General features: G+C 68.8%; 15 protein-coding genes. 12 read left to right on the plus strand and 3 right to left on the minus strand.

Going from position 1 to position 16,020, the window contains the following annotated elements; all coding sequences use genetic code 11:
• Positions 1–430 (minus strand): metal-dependent transcriptional regulator (locus C8258_RS29305; RefSeq protein ID WP_146161361.1); only part of this gene is annotated, 430 nt, incomplete at its 3' end.
• Between the two features lie 310 nt (positions 431–740).
• Between C8258_RS29305 and C8258_RS29310 the strand changes: the two genes are divergently transcribed.
• The 4 genes from C8258_RS29310 to C8258_RS29325 all read left to right on the plus strand — a co-directional run bounded on the left by C8258_RS29310 (position 741) and on the right by C8258_RS29325 (position 6,321).
• Positions 741–1,724 carry a bifunctional riboflavin kinase/FAD synthetase gene (locus C8258_RS29310; RefSeq protein ID WP_106957915.1) on the plus strand — a complete coding sequence of 328 codons (984 nt, stop codon included), beginning with the start codon at positions 741–743 and terminating at the stop codon, positions 1,722–1,724.
• A gap of 139 nt (positions 1,725–1,863) precedes the next feature.
• Positions 1,864–2,133, plus strand: a complete 270-nt coding sequence (gene rpsO / locus C8258_RS29315; RefSeq protein WP_036503331.1) for a 30S ribosomal protein S15 — start codon at positions 1,864–1,866, stop codon at positions 2,131–2,133.
• Positions 2,134–2,537: 404 nt separating this feature from the next.
• Complete coding sequence (locus tag C8258_RS29320) at positions 2,538–4,823, plus strand: polyribonucleotide nucleotidyltransferase (protein ID WP_036503329.1); 2,286 nt, start codon at positions 2,538–2,540, stop codon at positions 4,821–4,823.
• 181 nt (positions 4,824–5,004) lie between these two features.
• Positions 5,005–6,321 carry a pitrilysin family protein gene (locus tag C8258_RS29325; RefSeq protein ID WP_106957947.1) on the plus strand — a complete coding sequence of 439 codons (1,317 nt, stop codon included), beginning with the start codon at positions 5,005–5,007 and terminating at the stop codon, positions 6,319–6,321.
• A gap of 1 nt (position 6,322) precedes the next feature.
• On the opposite strand, the gene C8258_RS29330 is transcribed toward C8258_RS29325, so the two are convergent.
• The gene (locus C8258_RS29330; protein WP_106957916.1) at positions 6,323–6,667 is read right to left on the minus strand and encodes a helix-turn-helix transcriptional regulator; all 345 of its coding nucleotides are present in this window, start codon (positions 6,665–6,667) and stop codon (positions 6,323–6,325) included.
• A 96-nt stretch (positions 6,668–6,763) separates the two neighbouring features.
• Between C8258_RS29330 and C8258_RS29335 the strand changes: the two genes are divergently transcribed.
• The 8 genes from C8258_RS29335 to C8258_RS29370 all read left to right on the plus strand — a co-directional run bounded on the left by C8258_RS29335 (position 6,764) and on the right by C8258_RS29370 (position 15,435).
• A complete protein-coding gene (locus C8258_RS29335) occupies positions 6,764–7,969 on the plus strand; it encodes an MFS transporter (RefSeq protein ID WP_106957917.1) in 1,206 nt (401 codons plus the stop codon).
• A gap of 1,450 nt (positions 7,970–9,419) precedes the next feature.
• Positions 9,420–10,535: an alcohol dehydrogenase catalytic domain-containing protein gene (locus C8258_RS29340; protein ID WP_106957948.1), complete on the plus strand. Its 1,116-nt coding sequence runs from the start codon at positions 9,420–9,422 to the stop codon at positions 10,533–10,535.
• 108 nt (positions 10,536–10,643) lie between these two features.
• Entirely contained in the window at positions 10,644–11,399 is a 756-nt protein-coding gene (gene dapB / locus C8258_RS29345; protein ID WP_369974831.1) for a 4-hydroxy-tetrahydrodipicolinate reductase, read from the plus strand.
• Complete coding sequence (locus tag C8258_RS29350; RefSeq protein ID WP_063014517.1) at positions 11,396–11,884, plus strand: hypothetical protein; 489 nt, start codon at positions 11,396–11,398, stop codon at positions 11,882–11,884. Before dapB ends, C8258_RS29350 begins: the two co-directional genes overlap by 4 nt.
• Before the next feature lie 30 nt (positions 11,885–11,914).
• The gene (locus C8258_RS29355; protein WP_030513190.1) at positions 11,915–12,367 is read left to right on the plus strand and encodes a flavodoxin family protein; all 453 of its coding nucleotides are present in this window, start codon (positions 11,915–11,917) and stop codon (positions 12,365–12,367) included.
• 125 nt (positions 12,368–12,492) lie between these two features.
• Positions 12,493–13,149: a response regulator transcription factor gene (locus C8258_RS29360; protein WP_106957918.1), complete on the plus strand. Its 657-nt coding sequence runs from the start codon at positions 12,493–12,495 to the stop codon at positions 13,147–13,149.
• Positions 13,146–14,414, plus strand: coding sequence for a sensor histidine kinase (locus tag C8258_RS29365; protein ID WP_106957919.1), 1,269 nt, complete (start codon positions 13,146–13,148; stop codon positions 14,412–14,414). Before C8258_RS29360 ends, C8258_RS29365 begins: the two co-directional genes overlap by 4 nt.
• Positions 14,404–15,435, plus strand: coding sequence for a hypothetical protein (locus C8258_RS29370; RefSeq protein WP_106957950.1), 1,032 nt, complete (start codon positions 14,404–14,406; stop codon positions 15,433–15,435). The genes C8258_RS29365 and C8258_RS29370 overlap by 11 nt, the downstream gene beginning before the upstream one ends.
• Before the next feature lies 1 nt (position 15,436).
• Here the strand turns inward: C8258_RS29370 and C8258_RS29375 are convergent, their stop codons facing one another.
• A complete protein-coding gene (locus C8258_RS29375) occupies positions 15,437–15,883 on the minus strand; it encodes a hypothetical protein (RefSeq protein ID WP_039779530.1) in 447 nt (148 codons plus the stop codon).
• Positions 15,884–16,020 lie beyond the last annotated feature (137 nt).

Consider the following 16,020-nt stretch of genomic DNA (forward strand, 5'->3'; position numbering starts at 1 on the left):
GGGTGGGGACCGCGCCGTCGACGGAGGGAATCGGATCGCCGTGCGGATCGCGGTCGGGATGGCCGAGTTTGGCGTCGATGCGTTCGACAAGCGTCTCCGACACCGCGTGCTCGAGCACCTCGGCCTCGTCGTGCACCTCGTCCCAGCCGTAGCCGAGCTCGCTGACCAGGAACGTTTCGATCAGCCGGTGGCGGCGCACCATGGCGACGGCGGCCCGGCGGCCGTTGTCGGTCAGGGTGATGGCGCCGTAGCGGGCGTGTTCGACCAGGCCCTGATCGGCGAGTTTGCGCACCGCCTCCGACACCGTCGACGCCGACACCCCGATCCGCTCGGCCAGCAGTTTGGTCGACACCTTCTCCTGCGACCACTCCTGCGCACTCCAGATCACCTTCAGATAATCCTGAGCGACCGACGACAGCGAGGGAGCCACATTCGCCGCGCGCCCGGCCACACCCCCATCGGGTTGTGACGCAGCGGAATCTGCCAGCTCACGCCGGGTGGCGACATCACGTTTTCCGGGCACGTATCGAGCTTAGCGGGGGGAGCGACGCGGCCGGAGGAGGCAGCCTGCGTAACCACGGAGGCCGCCGCGCACCCCGCCGATCAGGTACAGCGGGAGCGATGCGGCCGGAGGAGGCAGCCTGCGTAACCACGCAGGCCGCCGCGGGTGGGTGACGGTCGGGTGAACAACCGCCCCGCCGAATCCCGGTTCGTGACCGTGTTTGCGTAGGCTTCGGTGTGTGCAGAGATGGCGAAGTCTCGAGGAAATGCCACCGGACTGGGGCCGGTGTGTGCTCACCATCGGCGTGTTCGACGGTGTGCACCGCGGTCACGCCCAATTGATCAGCCGTGCGGTGAAATCCGCTGCGGTGCGCGGTGTTCCCTCGGTTCTCATGACCTTCGACCCGCATCCGATGGAAGTGGTGCGTCCCGGATCGCATCCGGCGCAGCTCACCACGCTGACCCGGCGCGCGGAACTGGTCGAGGAACTCGGTATCGATGTGTTCCTGGTGATGCCGTTCACCCAGGACTTCATGAAGCTCACCCCGGGCCGCTACGTGCACGACCTGCTGGTCGAGAAGTTGCATGTCGCCGAGGTCGTGGTGGGCGACAACTTCACCTTCGGCAAGAAGGCGGCCGGGACCGTGGAGACCATGCGCGAGCTGGGCGGCCGGTTCGGTTTCGAGGTCGACGGTGTGACACTGCTCGGCGAACACGCGGTCACACTCTCCTCCACCTATATCCGCGCCTGCGTCGACGCCGGTGACATGGCCGCGGCCGCCGACGCGCTCGGGCGTCCGCACCGGGTCGAGGGTGTCGTGGTCCACGGCGACGGTCGCGGTCGCGAACTCGGTTTCCCGACCGCCAACGTGGCTCCGCCGATGCATGCGGCGATACCGGCCGACGGTGTGTACGCGGGGTGGTTCACCGTGCTGGCCGCCGGTGAGACGGTCGGTGTCACGCGTCCGGGCAAGCGGGCCATGGCCGCGATCTCGGTGGGCACCAATCCCACCTTCTCCGGCCGCACCCGCACGGTCGAGGCCTTCGTCCTGGACACCGAGGCGGATCTGTACGGCCAGCATGTCGCGGTGGACTTCGTCCAGCATCTGCGCGGTATGCGCCGCTTCGACTCGATCGACGATCTGGTCCGGGCCATGAGCGAGGACGTGGAGCAGACGCGGCAGGTGCTCGCCGCCGCCGAGGCGAGCGAAGCGCAGCGCTGAGCGAATCCGGGTCGGCCCGATTCGGTCCGGCTGCGGCGATCCGGTAGGCTGGCTCGTCGGGTCTGCTGCGGTCCGCGGTGGCGCCCACCCGGGATTTCCCGGTTTCCTCGAGCGCGGACTGAGAATCAAGGAGTGTTTCGTGGCTCTGACCACCGAGCAGAAGTCGGCCATCCTCAAGGAGTACGGCCTGCACGAGAAGGACACCGGTTCGCCGGAGGCCCAGATCGCGCTGCTGTCCAAGCGGATCTCCGACCTCACCGAGCACCTGAAGGTGCACAAGCACGATCACCACACCCGCCACGGCCTGCTGGGCCTGATCGGTCGCCGCCGGCGGCTGTCGAAGTACCTGCAGGACAAGGACATCGAGCGCTACCGTTCGCTGATCGAGCGGCTCGGACTGCGGCGTTGATCTGTTCGCGCCCGCACGGACGCGAGACAGACGCGCTGACAATCACAGGTAGTTAACGCGCAGCCGATGGGGAGGCATAGAATCTCCCCGTCGGCTAGTCGTATATCGGCACCGCACCAGCCGTATGCACCCGCACGCGTGGCGTCGGTCTTCGGTAGTGGCCTTTCGGCGAGAGTTGCCGGCGGGCTTCGATCGATGACCGCCTCCGCGTCGCCGGTCCCATGGGGGATCGGCCGGGTGTCGCGCCACAGCCAGGAGGGCTGTCGCGCGCCCGAACCCGGGTACGGCTGCCCCTGTGCAGGGAAGCCGCTGCCTCCGGGCAGGGAGAAACAGCGCAGGGACACCCAGCCGGATCGCGCCGCGAGGGCGTTCGATCCGGCGAGACGAGAGGTTGAGACAGAAATATGACCGAATCCCAGACGAGCTCCGCCATCGAGGTCGAACCCGGTGTGTTCGAATCGGTGGCCCTGATCGACAACGGGAGCTACGGCACCCGCACCGTCCGGTTCGAGACCGGGCGTCTGGCCAAGCAGGCCGCCGGCTCCGTCGTCGCCTACCTGGACGACGAGACCATGCTGCTGTCGGCCACCACGGCCGGTAAGCACCCCAAGGACCAGTTCGACTTCTTCCCGCTGACGGTCGACGTCGAGGAGCGCATGTACGCCGCGGGCCGCATCCCCGGCTCGTTCTTCCGTCGCGAGGGCCGCCCCTCCACCGACGCGATCCTGACCTGCCGCCTGATCGACCGTCCGCTGCGCCCGTCGTTCGTCGACGGCCTGCGCAACGAGATCCAGGTCGTGGTGACGGTGATGAGCCTGGATCCCAACGATCTCTACGACGTGGTCGCGATCAACGCGGCCTCGGCCTCGACTCAGATTGCGGGACTGCCGTTCTCGGGTCCGGTCGGCGGTGTGCGGGTGGCCCTGATCCAGGGCCAGTGGGTCGCGTTCCCGACCGTCGAGCAGCTGGAGGAGGCCGTGTTCGACATGGTCGTCGCCGGCCGCGTCGTCGAATCCGGTGACGTCGCGATCATGATGGTCGAGGCCGAGGCGACCGAGAAGGTCATCGCCCTGGTCGAAGACGGTGCTCAGGCGCCGACGGAAACCGTTGTGGCCGAAGGCCTCGAGGCGGCCAAGCCGTTCATCGCCCGACTGTGCAAGGCGCAGGCCGATCTGGCGGCGCTGGCCTCCAAGCCCACCGAGGACTTCCCGCTCTTCCCGCCGTACGAGGCCGACGTCTACACCGCGGTCGAGGGCACTGCGAAGAACCCGCTGAGCGAGGCGTTGTCGATCGCCGGCAAGCAGGAGCGCGAGGAGCGCATCGACGAGATCAAGCTCGAGGTGCTCTCGGCGCTGACCGAGGACTTCGAGGGCCGCGAGAAGGAGATCGGTGCGGCGTTCCGCTCGGTCACCAAGAAGCTTGTGCGCCAGCGCATCCTGTCCGACGGCTTCCGCATCGACGGGCGTGGCCTGGCCGATATCCGGGCGCTGTCGGCAGAGGTCGCCGTGGTGCCGCGGGCGCACGGTTCGGCGCTGTTCGAGCGCGGTGAGACCCAGATCCTGGGCGTCACCACCCTCGACATGGTGAAGATGGCCCAGCAGGTCGATTCGCTCGGCCCGGAGACCAGCAAGCGCTACATGCACCACTACAACTTCCCGCCGTTCTCCACCGGTGAGACCGGCCGCGTCGGCTCGCCCAAGCGACGCGAGATCGGCCACGGCGCGCTCGCCGAGCGGGCGCTGGTGCCGGTGCTGCCGAGCCAGGAGGAGTTCCCCTACGCCATCCGTCAGGTGTCGGAAGCGCTGAGCTCCAACGGATCCACCTCGATGGGTTCGGTGTGTGCCTCCACGCTGTCGCTGCTGAACGCGGGTGTGCCGCTGAAGTCGCCGGTCGCCGGTATCGCCATGGGTCTGGTGTCCGACGAGGTCGCCGGCGACAACGGTGAGTCGGAGACCCGCTACGTCGCGCTGACCGACATCCTCGGCGCCGAGGACGCCTTCGGCGATATGGACTTCAAAGTCGCCGGTACCCGCGACTTCGTCACCGCGCTGCAGCTGGACACCAAGCTCGACGGCATTCCGTCGAAGGTGCTGGCGGGTGCGCTGAACCAGGCTCGCGACGCGCGCCTGACCATCCTGGACGTGATGGCCGAGGCCATCGCCACCCCGGACGAGATGAGCCCCTACGCGCCGCGCGTCACCGCGATCAAGATCCCGGTCGACAAGATCGGCGAGGTGATCGGTCCCAAGGGCAAGGTCATCAACCAGATCACCGAGGACACCGGCGCCAACATCTCCATCGAGGACGACGGCACCGTGTTCGTCGGCGCGACCGACGGCCCGTCGGCGCAGGCCGCGATCGACGCGATCAACGCCATCGCCAACCCGCAGCTGCCGAAGGTCGGCGAGCGCTTCCTGGGCACGGTCGTCAAGACCACCGCCTTCGGCGCGTTCGTCTCGCTGCTGCCGGGCCGCGACGGTCTGGTGCACATCTCGAAGCTGGGTAACGGCAAGCGGGTCGGTAAGGTCGAGGACGTGGTGAACGTCGGCGACAAGATCCGGGTCGAGATCGCCGATATCGACAACCGCGGCAAGATCTCGCTGGTCCCGGTCGCCGAAGAAGACACCGCAGAGGCATCCGCCCCCGCCGCGGACGAGGCTCCGGCTGCAGCCGAGGCCGCGGCCGAGTAAATAGTTGGATGTGACGAAGAAGAAGTCCTCGGCGCGCGCCGCGAAACTCTCGGTTTCGACGCGCGCGCCGGGCAGCACAGCTCGCGCGACGAAGACGAAGCAAGCCTCGCGCGCGAAGACTCCGGCGAAGACCCTCAGCGCCGACGCCCCCTTGCTCGCCCTCGAGCAGGGGGGCTCTTCGCTGGTGCTCGCCGAGGACGGTTCGTTCTCCGACACGGGGGTGCGGCGTACGGTACTGCCCGGCGGGTTGCGGGTGGTCACCGAACATGTGCCCGGCGTGCGATCGGCATCGATCGGCGTGTGGGTCGGTGTGGGTTCGCGCGACGAGAGCCCCACCGTGGCCGGCGCCGCGCATTTCCTGGAACACCTGCTGTTCAAGGCGACCCCGACCCGGACGGCGCTGGACATCGCCGAGGCGGTCGACGCGGTCGGCGGAGAACTCAACGCGTTCACCGCCAAAGAGCAGACCTGCTATTACGCGCACGTACTGGATGACGATCTGCCGCTCGCGGTCGACGTCGTCTCCGACGTGGTGCTGAACGGACTGTGCCGTCCGATCGACGTCGACGTGGAACGTCAGGTGGTGCTCGAGGAGATCTCGATGCGCGACGACGATCCGGAGGACCTGGTCGGCGACTCGTTCCTGACCGCGCTGTTCGGCGATCATCCGATCGGGCGGCCGGTGATCGGCACCGTCGACTCGATCGAGCAGATGACGGCCGCGCAGCTGCGCGGGTTCCATCTGCGGCGCTATCGTCCGGACCGGATGGTGGTGGCGGTGGCCGGCAACATCGAGCACGAACACACCGTGGAGCTGGTGCAGCGTGCGTTCGCCGACCGGCTCGATCCGTTGCGGGAACCGGCGCCGCGCCGGGAGGGCCACTTCCGCAAGCGCACCTCACCGCAGCTGCAGTGGACCTACCGCGACAGCGAACAGGCGCATCTGGTGTTCGGGATGCGCGCGTTCGGCCGGCACGAAGGGCATAAGCGCTGGCCGCTGTCGGTGTTGAACACAGTGCTCGGCGGTGGGCTCAGTTCCCGTCTCTTCCAGAAGATTCGGGAGGAACGCGGCCTGGCGTATTCGGTGTATTCCAGTGTCGACACCTTCGCCGACACCGGCGCGTTCTCGGTCTATCTGGGATGTCAGCCGGAAAACCTCGGCGAGGTGACGACTCTGGCGCGTGAGGTGCTGGAAGACGTTGCCGCCAACGGGATCACCGATGCCGAATGCGCCCGGGCCAAGGGCTCGTTGCGCGGCGGGCTGGTGCTGGGCCTCGAGGATTCCGGCTCCCGGATGAACCGCATCGGCCGCAGCGAACTCAGCTACGGCAATCACCGCAGCGTCTCGGAGACGCTGGCGCGCATCGATGCCGTCACCACCGCGGAGGTCTCCGCGATCGCCCGCACCCTGCTGGCGCGGCCGTACGCGGCCTCGGTGGCGGGACCGTATCGGCGCGCGCGCGACCTGCCCGGTGCGGTGAAGCGTTTGGTGGACTGAGTCAGTCGCGCGGTGCGGCGCCGGAGTCGCCCGCGCGATTGGCGGCGCCCACCACCGCCGCGAGCAGTCCGGGCAGGGCGTGCTCGACCTCCTCGGAGCGCAGCCGGGCATAGGTCTGGCCGTCGGCGACGATGCGTTCGGTGACCCCCGCCTCGCGCAGGATCTTCAGGTGGTGGGTCGCGGTCGACTTGTTGATGGTGTCGTAGAGCATGCCGCAGCGCATCGGGCCGCCGGCATTGCTGAGCCTGCGCACCATCTCGAGTCGGACCGGGTCGTGCAGGGCACCGAGCACCTCCTGCACGCTGGCGACCGGATGAGATTCCACGGTCTTGTTGCTATCGCTCATGATCTTTCTCACGGGAAATTCGGTTTGATGGGAATCAAACCATCGCTACGGTGGTTGAGTTCGATCGCAATCAAACTTACCTGATGGAGAGAATCGATGGCCGCAACTGTCACGGTTGCACCGGCTCAGCGGACCACACAGTCCTGGGCCTATGCACTGATTCTGGTCGCCAGTGGAGTAGCGCTCGGTGTGTCCGGTGTTCCCGCCCCGCTCTACGGCCTGTATCAGAAGGAATGGCATTTCTCGCCGCTGACCACCACCATCGTCTTCGCCGTCTATGCCGTCGCCGCCCTGGCCGCGGTGCTGGTGTCGGGCAAGATCTCCGATGTGGTCGGCCGCAAGCCGGTGCTGCTGGGCGCACTCGCCACGATGGTGCTCGGGCTGGTCGTCTTCCTGTTCGCCGACAATGTCGCGATGCTGCTGGTGGCGCGGGCGCTGCACGGTGTGGCCGTCGGCGCGACCGTGGTCGCCGGGGCGGCGGCACTGCTGGATCTGCGTCCGCAGCACGGTGCGCGATCGGGGCAACTGACCGGTGTGGCCTTCAATGTCGGTATGGCCGTGGCCATTCTGGGTTCGGCACTACTGGCGCAGTACGTCCCGCATCCGCTGCGCACGCCGTATGTGGTGATCACGGTGTTCTGCCTGCTGATCGGCGTCGGCGTGGTGGTGATGACCGAAACCCACACCGCGCGGATGTCGGGTCCGATCCGGATCGCGAAACCGGCGGTACCGCAGGAGATCCGGGCCGACTTCTGGTTCTCGGCGCTCGGCGTGATGGCGGCCTGGTCGGTGCTCGGTGTGCTGCTGTCGCTGTATCCCTCGCTGGCCGCGGAGAAGACCGGCGTGCACAATCTGGTCTTCGGCGGTGCCGTGGTCGCCTCCACCGCGACGGCCGGGGCCCTGGCTCAGCTGTTCGCGACCGCGATTCCGGCGCGTCGCGCGGCCATCGGCGGTGACACCGGGATGGCGATCGCCCTGCTGCTGACCATTCCGGCGCTGGCGACTCACAACTGGGTGGTCGTCCTGCTGGCCGGAGTCCTGCTCGGCACCACCTTCGGCCTGGGCTTCGGCGGATCGCTGCGGCATCTGTCGAATGTGGTGCCGCAGCACAAGCGCGGCGAGACCATGTCCGCCTACTACCTGCTGGCTTATACCGCGATGGCGCTGCCGACCGTCCTGGCCGGCTGGGCCGCCACCCAGTGGGGGATGGGCACGATCTTCCCGTGGTTCGTTGTGGTGGTCGCGCTCGCGTGCCTGACCGCTGCCGCGATCGGTGTCCGCGGGAGTCGCGCGGCGGCCTGACCGCCGCGAAACAGGTTGCCGGACAAGACGATGCGGTGCGCACCGGGACGGTGTGGGCCGCATCGTCGCGTTGCGGCCGGGGTCGAATCCCGCGGAAGCTGTGGTGGACTCGAATTCTCGTTACCATGCGCCCATGGCTCGGCGGGGGACTTTTCTGCAGCGGCAGGCTCAGCGGATACAGCGCTCGGCATTGCTGGTATCGGTCGTCACGGTGGTGCTCGGTGGTTTGGCGATCGCGGGTATCGCCTGGTGGGCGCTGTGGCTCGTGCTCGGCGCGAAGGCCGATACGCCGAATCAGCTGGATCTGACCAAGATCGCGTTGTCGGTCTCGGCCGGCGTCGGCGGTGCGGTGGCGCTGGTCGTGGCGTATCGCAAGCAGCGCGACAACGAACGCGGCCGCTTCGCGCAACTGTTCGGTGCCGCTGCGGCGCAACTGGGTAATGCCGATGTCGCGGTGCGGATGGCGGGCGTCTACGCGATGGCCGGGGTGGCCGACGAGTTCGCCGCGCGCGGCATGCGGCAGCAGTGCATCGATGTGTTGTGCGGCTATCTGCGGTTGCCCTACGACCCTGAGGAGGGCGCCACCCACCTGAGCTCTCGCAAGGTCACCGAGGACGCGGGCAGCTCCCAGGTGGAGCGGGCGTACCAACTGCGCCAGAACGATCGTGAAGTGCGTCGCACCATCGTCGCGGTGATCGCCTCGCGACTCCGGCCCACAGCCGAAATATCTTGGTCCACATATTATTTCAACTTCGACGACGCAGTGCTCGAGGATGTCGACTTTCGTGGTGCGGTCTTCGCCGGCCGGCATACGCATTGGCGCGGCGCGCGTTTCACCGGTAGCCGCTCGGCCAACTTCACCGACGTCGAATTCGTCGGCCAGCATGTGACCTTCCATGCCGCGAGATTCGACAACGACGTGCTGTTCCACAACACGCACTTCGCCACCACCGCCTATGACGACCACACCGCGAGGGCCGGAACAAGTTTCGTGGACGCGGTCTTCCATCGGGGTGCCGACTTCACCGGCGCCGAATTCCTCGGTCCGGGAACACGATTCCTGCGCGCACGCTTCGCCGGGGAACCGACGTCGTTCAGCGGCGCGAGATTCGGGGCCGACACGACGGATTTCCGGGAGACCCGCTTCGAGGGCGGCCGGACGGATTTCGACCACGTCCGCTTCGCGGGCGCGGACACCCGTTTCGACGACGCCGTGATCCGCGGTTCGCACATCACATTCGCCGACACCTGTTTCGATGCCTCCCACACGGTGTTCGACAACGCCCGCATCGGCGCCGATGGTGGTTCGCCGCCCGCCGATTTCCGTGGCGTCACCTGTCGCGGCAGCGTGTCGACCGAGGGTGCTGCGATCCCCGGCTGCCCGTTCGGCCCTGCGGCGCCGGAGGAGACGCCGGCACTGGCTTCGCGCTCGCCCGGTACCGTCGGTGCCATGAAGATTCGTGGTGCTGTGCTCGAGCGGATCGGCGACCCGATTCCCTACGCCGATTCGACCCCGATCGTGATCGAGGATCTGGAGTTGGCGGAGCCGGGGCCGGGCGAGTTGCTGGTCCGGATCGAGGCGGCCGGGCTGTGCCATTCGGACCTGTCGGTGGTCGACGGAAACCGGGTGCGGCCGGTGCCGATGCTGCTGGGGCACGAAGCGGCCGGACGGATCGAGCAGGTGGGCCCGGGTGACAGTGATCTGCGGGTCGGTCAGCGCGTCGTGATGACCTTCCTGCCGCGCTGCGGGCAGTGCGAGGGCTGCGCCACCGACGGCCGCACCCCGTGCGTACCGGGCAGCGTGGCCAACAACGAGGGTGAGTTGCTGGGCGGCGGGCGGCGGCTGCACGATGCGAACGGGCCCGTGCACCACCATCTCGGCGTCTCCGGGTTCGCCACCCACGCCGTGGTCGATCGGCGCTCGGTGGTGCCGGTCGACGACGATGTGCCGCCGGAGGTCGCCGCCGTCCTCGGTTGCGCGGTACTCACCGGCGGCGGGGCCTTGCTGAATTCGGCCAGGCCCGGCGCGGGCGACCGCATCATGGTCGTCGGTCTCGGCGGCGTGGGTATGGCTGCCGTGCTGGTGGCCGCCTCGCTGCGGGAAAGCCTCGGCGCGGAGGTCATCGCCGTCGACACCGTGCCCGAAAAGCTCACGCTGGCAAAGGAATTGGGTGCCACGCAGGTCTACACGCCGGCAGAGGTGGCCGAGCGCGGAATCGCGGCGGAGGTCGTGGTGGAGGCCGCGGGCAACGTGCGGGCCTTCGAGACCGCGGTGGCAGCCACCGCGCCGGGCGGCACCACGGTGACCGTCGGTCTGCCGAATCCCGAAGCGCGCGCGAGCATTTCACCGCTCGGTCTGGTCGCACAGGGACGTTCGATCGTGGGCAGCTACCTCGGTTCGGCGGTTCCGGCGCGCGACATCCCGGAGTACGTGCGGATGTGGCGGGAGGGCCGGCTGCCCGTCGAACGGCTGGTGTCCTCGCGTATCCGGCTCGACGAGATCAATCACGCGATGGACGAGCTGGCCGCCGGCCACGCCCTGCGCCAGGTGATCATGTTCGACTGACCAGGGGTGACCTACGCGACTTCCGGGTGACCGGTGTGGCGGCGGCCGGTGCCCCTGCCGATAGGCTCTGAGCGCAACGGGCATCGAACGGTATGTGAGGAGTTCACGGTGGCGACGAACCGGATCCGGGTGGGCGTACTCGGCGCGCAGGGCAAGGTCGGGCAGGCGATCTGCGCGGCGGTCGAGGCAGCCGACGACCTGGAGCTGGTCGCCGGCGTCGACAAGGACGACGCGCTGGATGCGTTCACCGAGGCCGGCACCGAGGTCGTGGTCGACTTCACCCATCCCGATGTGGTGATGCCGAATCTGAAGTGGTTGGTGGAACACGGCATTCACGCCGTGGTCGGCACCACCGGATTCGACGAATCCCGGCTCGAGCAGGTGCGCTCCTGGCTCGCGGGCAATCCCGAGGTGGGCGTGCTGATCGCCCCCAACTTCGCGATCGGCGCGGTGCTGTCGATGCGGTTCGCCGAACAGGCCGCGCGCTGGTTCGATTCGGTCGAGGTCATCGAACTGCATCATCCGAACAAGGCCGACGCACCCTCCGGCACCGCCTACCGGACCGCCGGCATCATCGCCGAGGCCCGCAAACAGGCCGGTGTGGGCCCGAGCCCCGATGCCACCACCACCGAACTCGACGGCGCGCGCGGGGCGAGCGTCGACGGGGTGCGGGTGCATTCGGTGCGGCTGGCCGGGCTGGTCGCGCACCAGGAGGTGCTGTTCGGTACCCAGGGCGAAACGCTCACGATCCGCCACGACTCGATCGACCGCACCTCCTTCGCTCCGGGTGTGCTGCTGGGTGTGCGCCAGATCGGCGCCCGCCCGGGACTCACCGTCGGGCTCGATCCGCTGCTGGACCTGTGAACGAGCGCGACAGCGGGCGGCAGGTGCTGCGCATCGTCGCCTTCATCGCCTTCCTGGTCATCGCGCTGGCTTTCTATTTCCTGCTGCTGGGCCGCATCGCGATCGAACTGCTGACCTCGGGCAAGGCCGCCGCCGTCGCGATGGGCGTGGGCGTGCTGATCCTGCCGATCCTCGGGGTGTGGGTGGTGGCCACCAGCATTCGCGCCGCGCTCGCCCACCAGCACCTGGCCCGGCGCATCCATGACGAGGGCCTCGAACTCGACGTCTCCGAGCTGCCTCGCCGCCCCTCCGGCCGGCTGGAGAAGGCCGCGGCCGACGAGCTGTTCGAACAGGTCAAGAAGGAGTGGGAAGCCGACCCCGACAACTGGCGCACCAACTACCGCGCCGCCCGCGCCTACGACTACGCCGGCGACCGATCTCGTGCCCGCGACACCATGCGCCGCGCCGTGGAACTCGAGCGCGTCGAACGCCGGACCGGGTCCTGACACCCTGCCGGCCCCACTAGGCTCGCCTGGGTGCCGACGTTGCTGATCATCCACCACACGCCTTCGCCGTTCCTGCAGGACATGTTCGAAGCGGTGGTCGCGGGTGCGACCGACCCCGAGATCGAGGGCGTCGAGGTGGTGCGGCGGGCGGCGCTGGCGGTGACCGCGAGCGATGTGCTCGCCGCCGACGGCTACGTCCTGGGCACGCCGGCCAATCTGGGCTACATGTCGGGCGCGCTCAAACACGCCTTCGACACCTTCTACTATCCGTGTCTGGACAGCACCCGCGGCCGGCCGTTCGGGGTGTACATCCACGGCAATCAGGGCACCGAGGGGGCCGAGCGCAGCATCACGACCGTGACGACCGGGATGGGATGGCAGCAGGCCGCCGCACCGGTGATCGTCACCGGTCAGCCCGGTAAGGACGACCGGGAGAAGTGCTGGGAACTGGGGGCGACGATCGCGGCGCAGTTGACCGCGTGAGCCGATGACCCGATTTCTGGTGTCTCACACGGATATCACCGGCACCGTCATACTCGACGGCAGGACGTCGCGCTCCCGGGTGGGGCGCGGTGTGGTGTTCGGGTTTCGGGAAGGGTGAGGACCATATGACGCCACCGCGGCGGATCGGTCTGGTCGAGGACCACGAGTCGGTCGCGCTCGGCCTGGCCAGCATGCTGGCCGGCGAAAGCGATCTGGAACTGGTCATCACCGCCGGAACGGTGTCCGAATTGCTCTCGGCCGCACCGGAATTGGATCTGGTGATTCTCGATCTGCGGCTCGCCGACGGCTCCACCCCGCAGTCCAACGTGCAGGCCCTGCGCGACCGCGGGGTCGAGGTGCTGGTGTTCACCGGAGCCGACAATCCGTTCCTGGTGCGCTCGGCGGCGCGGGCCGGGGTGCTGGGCGTGGTGCGCAAATCCGAGGATGTGCAGACCGTGGTCGCCGCGGTGCGCGCCGCCGCGAGCGGCGAACAGGTGGTCACCACCGATTGGGCCGCCGCCATCGACGGAGATCCGCAGCTGCTCGATGTCGGCCTGAGCCCGCGCCAGCAGGAGGTGCTGACCCTCTACGCGTCCGGCGAGAAGGCCTCGCGGGTGGCGCGGTTGACCGGGCTCTCGGAACAGACCGTCAACGACTATCTGGGCCGGATCCGCCAGAAGTACGCCGACGCCGGTCGCCCGGCCCCCACCAAGACCGATCTCTACAAGCGTGCGGTGGAGGACGGCTGGCTGCCGGTGCCCGAGCGCAACAACCAGGCATGATCGCGGTCGACGCACCCGGAGTCTTCGCCCGCACCGCGGCCGCGGCCCGCATCCGGGTTCCCAGCCGCGCCCAGGTGCGCAGCGATACTCCCGCGGCGGAGCGCGTCATGCGCCGGCTGGGTCTCTCGGTCGGCGCGGGCGGGGTGATCATGGGCCTCGCCGACGTTCCGGAAATCACCGAGCAGGCGCAGTTCACGCCCGCCTGGTGGACGCCGGCCGCCGGCGCGCTCGCGTTCGGACTGTTCCCGGTACTGGCCCTGCTGTCGATCCGGTCGAGCCCGCGCACCATCCGGCTGGTGTCGGGCTGTGCCGCGGTGGCCTTCCTGTCCGCGGTGGCGACCATGCTGATCGGACTCGACACCCACAGCATCGGCGCGAATTCGGTGTGGCTGTACCGGATGCTGCCGCTCGGGGTGCTCGCGGCGACGTTGGCGTGGCCGACGCTCGTCGCCGTCGCCTATCTGCTGATCGGGTCGGCGGCCGTCGCGTCGACGAATATCTATCTGGCAGAACAGTTCACGGCAGCGTCGGTGCTCAGCGCGTTCGCCCGCGCGGTCGGGTTGTCGGCGCTGTTCCTGTGGTGCGTGGTCTCGGCGCTGTCGGCCGCGGCCCGGGTGGACCGCGAATCGGTGGCGGCGAGCAGACAGGCCGCCGAAGCCGCCGCGGCCGCGGCGCGCGACAACGAGAGCGCCCGCTTCGCCGCCCTCATCCACGACGCCGTCCTGTCCACGCTGCTGGACGCCTCGCGCGGCAGCGAACCCTCCGACGTGTTGCGACGGCAGGCCGAACGCACCCTGGACCAACTCGACGAGATCCGGGTCGAATCGCGCGAACCCGATGTGCTCGACGCCCGCGCGGCCGTGAACTTCCTGCGCGCCTCGGCGCACGAGGTGAACGCCGGCATTCGCTTCACCACCAGGACCTGGCCGGGCTTCGACGACCTGCGCATGCCGGCCGCCGCCGCGCGCACCCTCGCCGCCGCCCTGGCCGAGGCGATCCGCAACAGTCTGCGTCACGCCCCGGTGCCCGGTCGCGCGGTGACGCGCACGGTGACCTGCACGATCAGCGCGGGCAGCATTCGGGTCGTCTTCGCCGACGACGGTGCGGGATTCGACGTGAACGCGGTCTCCGCGGACCGGCTCGGCATCTCGGTGAGCATTCTGGGCCGCATGCGCCAACTGGCCGGCGGCGCCGGATTCGTGGAATCGCAACCCGGGGAGGGCACCGCGGTGACGTTGGTCTGGGGTGGTGACGGTGCGCTCTGAAACCGGCCGGGAGCAAGCGTTCGGTTTGCGCGAGTTGCTGGGGCTGCGCGGCGGTACCGCGTGGCTGTTCCTGGTCCTTCTCGAAGTGACCATCACCCTCTACATGGTCCGCAACCTCGACACCACGAATGCGCTGCCCGCGGTGACCGCGTTGATCGTGATGGTGGTGGCCGGTGCGCTGGTGCTGGTGGCCCCCGGTGATCCGCTGCCCTGGACCGTGACGATCTTCGTCGCCGTCGCCGGGCCGGTTGCCACCGCGCTGACCTCGGCCGATCCCGGCACACCGGAAACCCGGCACATGGTGTGGACCACCTTCGCGACCTCGTATGTGCTCGCCGTGCTGGTACTGCGGGGCCGGATGGGCACGGCGTGGCTCGGCGTGGCCGGAGTCGCGGTCGTCATCGGTGTCGACGGCGCGCGGGCCTGGCTGAGCGCGAGCGCGATCGTCGCCGCGATCGTGCCCATCGGCACCGTCATCGCCATCTCGGTGTTCGCGCAGATCATGCGGCCCACCCAGCGTTCGCTACGGATGTTGCGCGAGGAGGCGAGCGCCCAGGCCGCCGCCGAGGCGACGATGGCGGCCGCCGACGGCGAACGCACCCGCCAGCTGGAACGCCTGGACCGGGTGGCTCGCCCGATCCTGGAACGCATCGCCGAGGGCGCGGTCCTCACCGTCGGCGAACGCGAACAGTGCCGGCTGCTGGAGGCGGAACTGCGCGACGGTCTGCGCGCCCCGCACCTGGTGACCGAGGAACTCAGCGGGGCCGCGCGGGGTGCGCGGGCGCGCGGGGTGGAGGTCGTACTTCTCGACGACGGCGGTTTCACCGATGCGCCGAAATGGTTGCGCGAGCGCGTCATCGACGTTGCCACCAGGGAATTGGACGCGGCGAACGCCGGCTCGGTGACGGTGCGCATCCTGCCACCGGGGCGGCGGGTGTTGTCGACGGTCCTCGCTCAGGCGCCCGATCGGGACCGCCGCACAGAGATCGGTCCCACCGGCACCGTGACGGTGATGGACTGACTCAGCTGTCGCAGCGGCCGGGGCCGCCCTTGCGCATCTGGTCGCGCAGGGCGCCCTGTACCGCGCCGGCGAGCCAGGAGTTCAGCGACTGACCGCTCTGGGTGGCGGCCTCCTCGGCGCGAGCCTTCAAATTCTCGACCATGCGCAGGGTGACGCGGCTGATGTCGCCGGTCATCTCCTCGAAGGTCGGATGCGACTCCTCGGACGCGGTGCGGCGCACCTCCACCTGTGCGTCGGTCCCCGACAGGGAGACGTGCACGGTGCGATCGTCGAGGGTCGCGTTGACCTCGTCCGCCAGATCCGACAGCGCGGCCAGCAGCGTCAGCCGCAGCGAATTCTCGGTGGCGGCGGCCAACGCGGCGGCGGTGGCCTGGGTCTTCTCGTCGCCCAGAGCAGCCGCGGCGATCAGATCGTCGCGCAGCCGGGCGGTGTACTTGTTCAGATCCATGACATCAGTATGACGTCATAGATGACATCGCGCCAGCGCCGGAATGCCGTCGCCGTTGCTGTCATTGCTGGAATGTGACCGGAATGTCTGCCGATATCACGGACGACGGTTCGGTGTCGTATCCGCGACCGGGTAGC

Source organism: Nocardia sp. MDA0666 (assembly GCF_003023875.1).
In the GTDB taxonomy this organism is placed as follows: domain Bacteria; phylum Actinomycetota; class Actinomycetes; order Mycobacteriales; family Mycobacteriaceae; genus Nocardia; species Nocardia aobensis.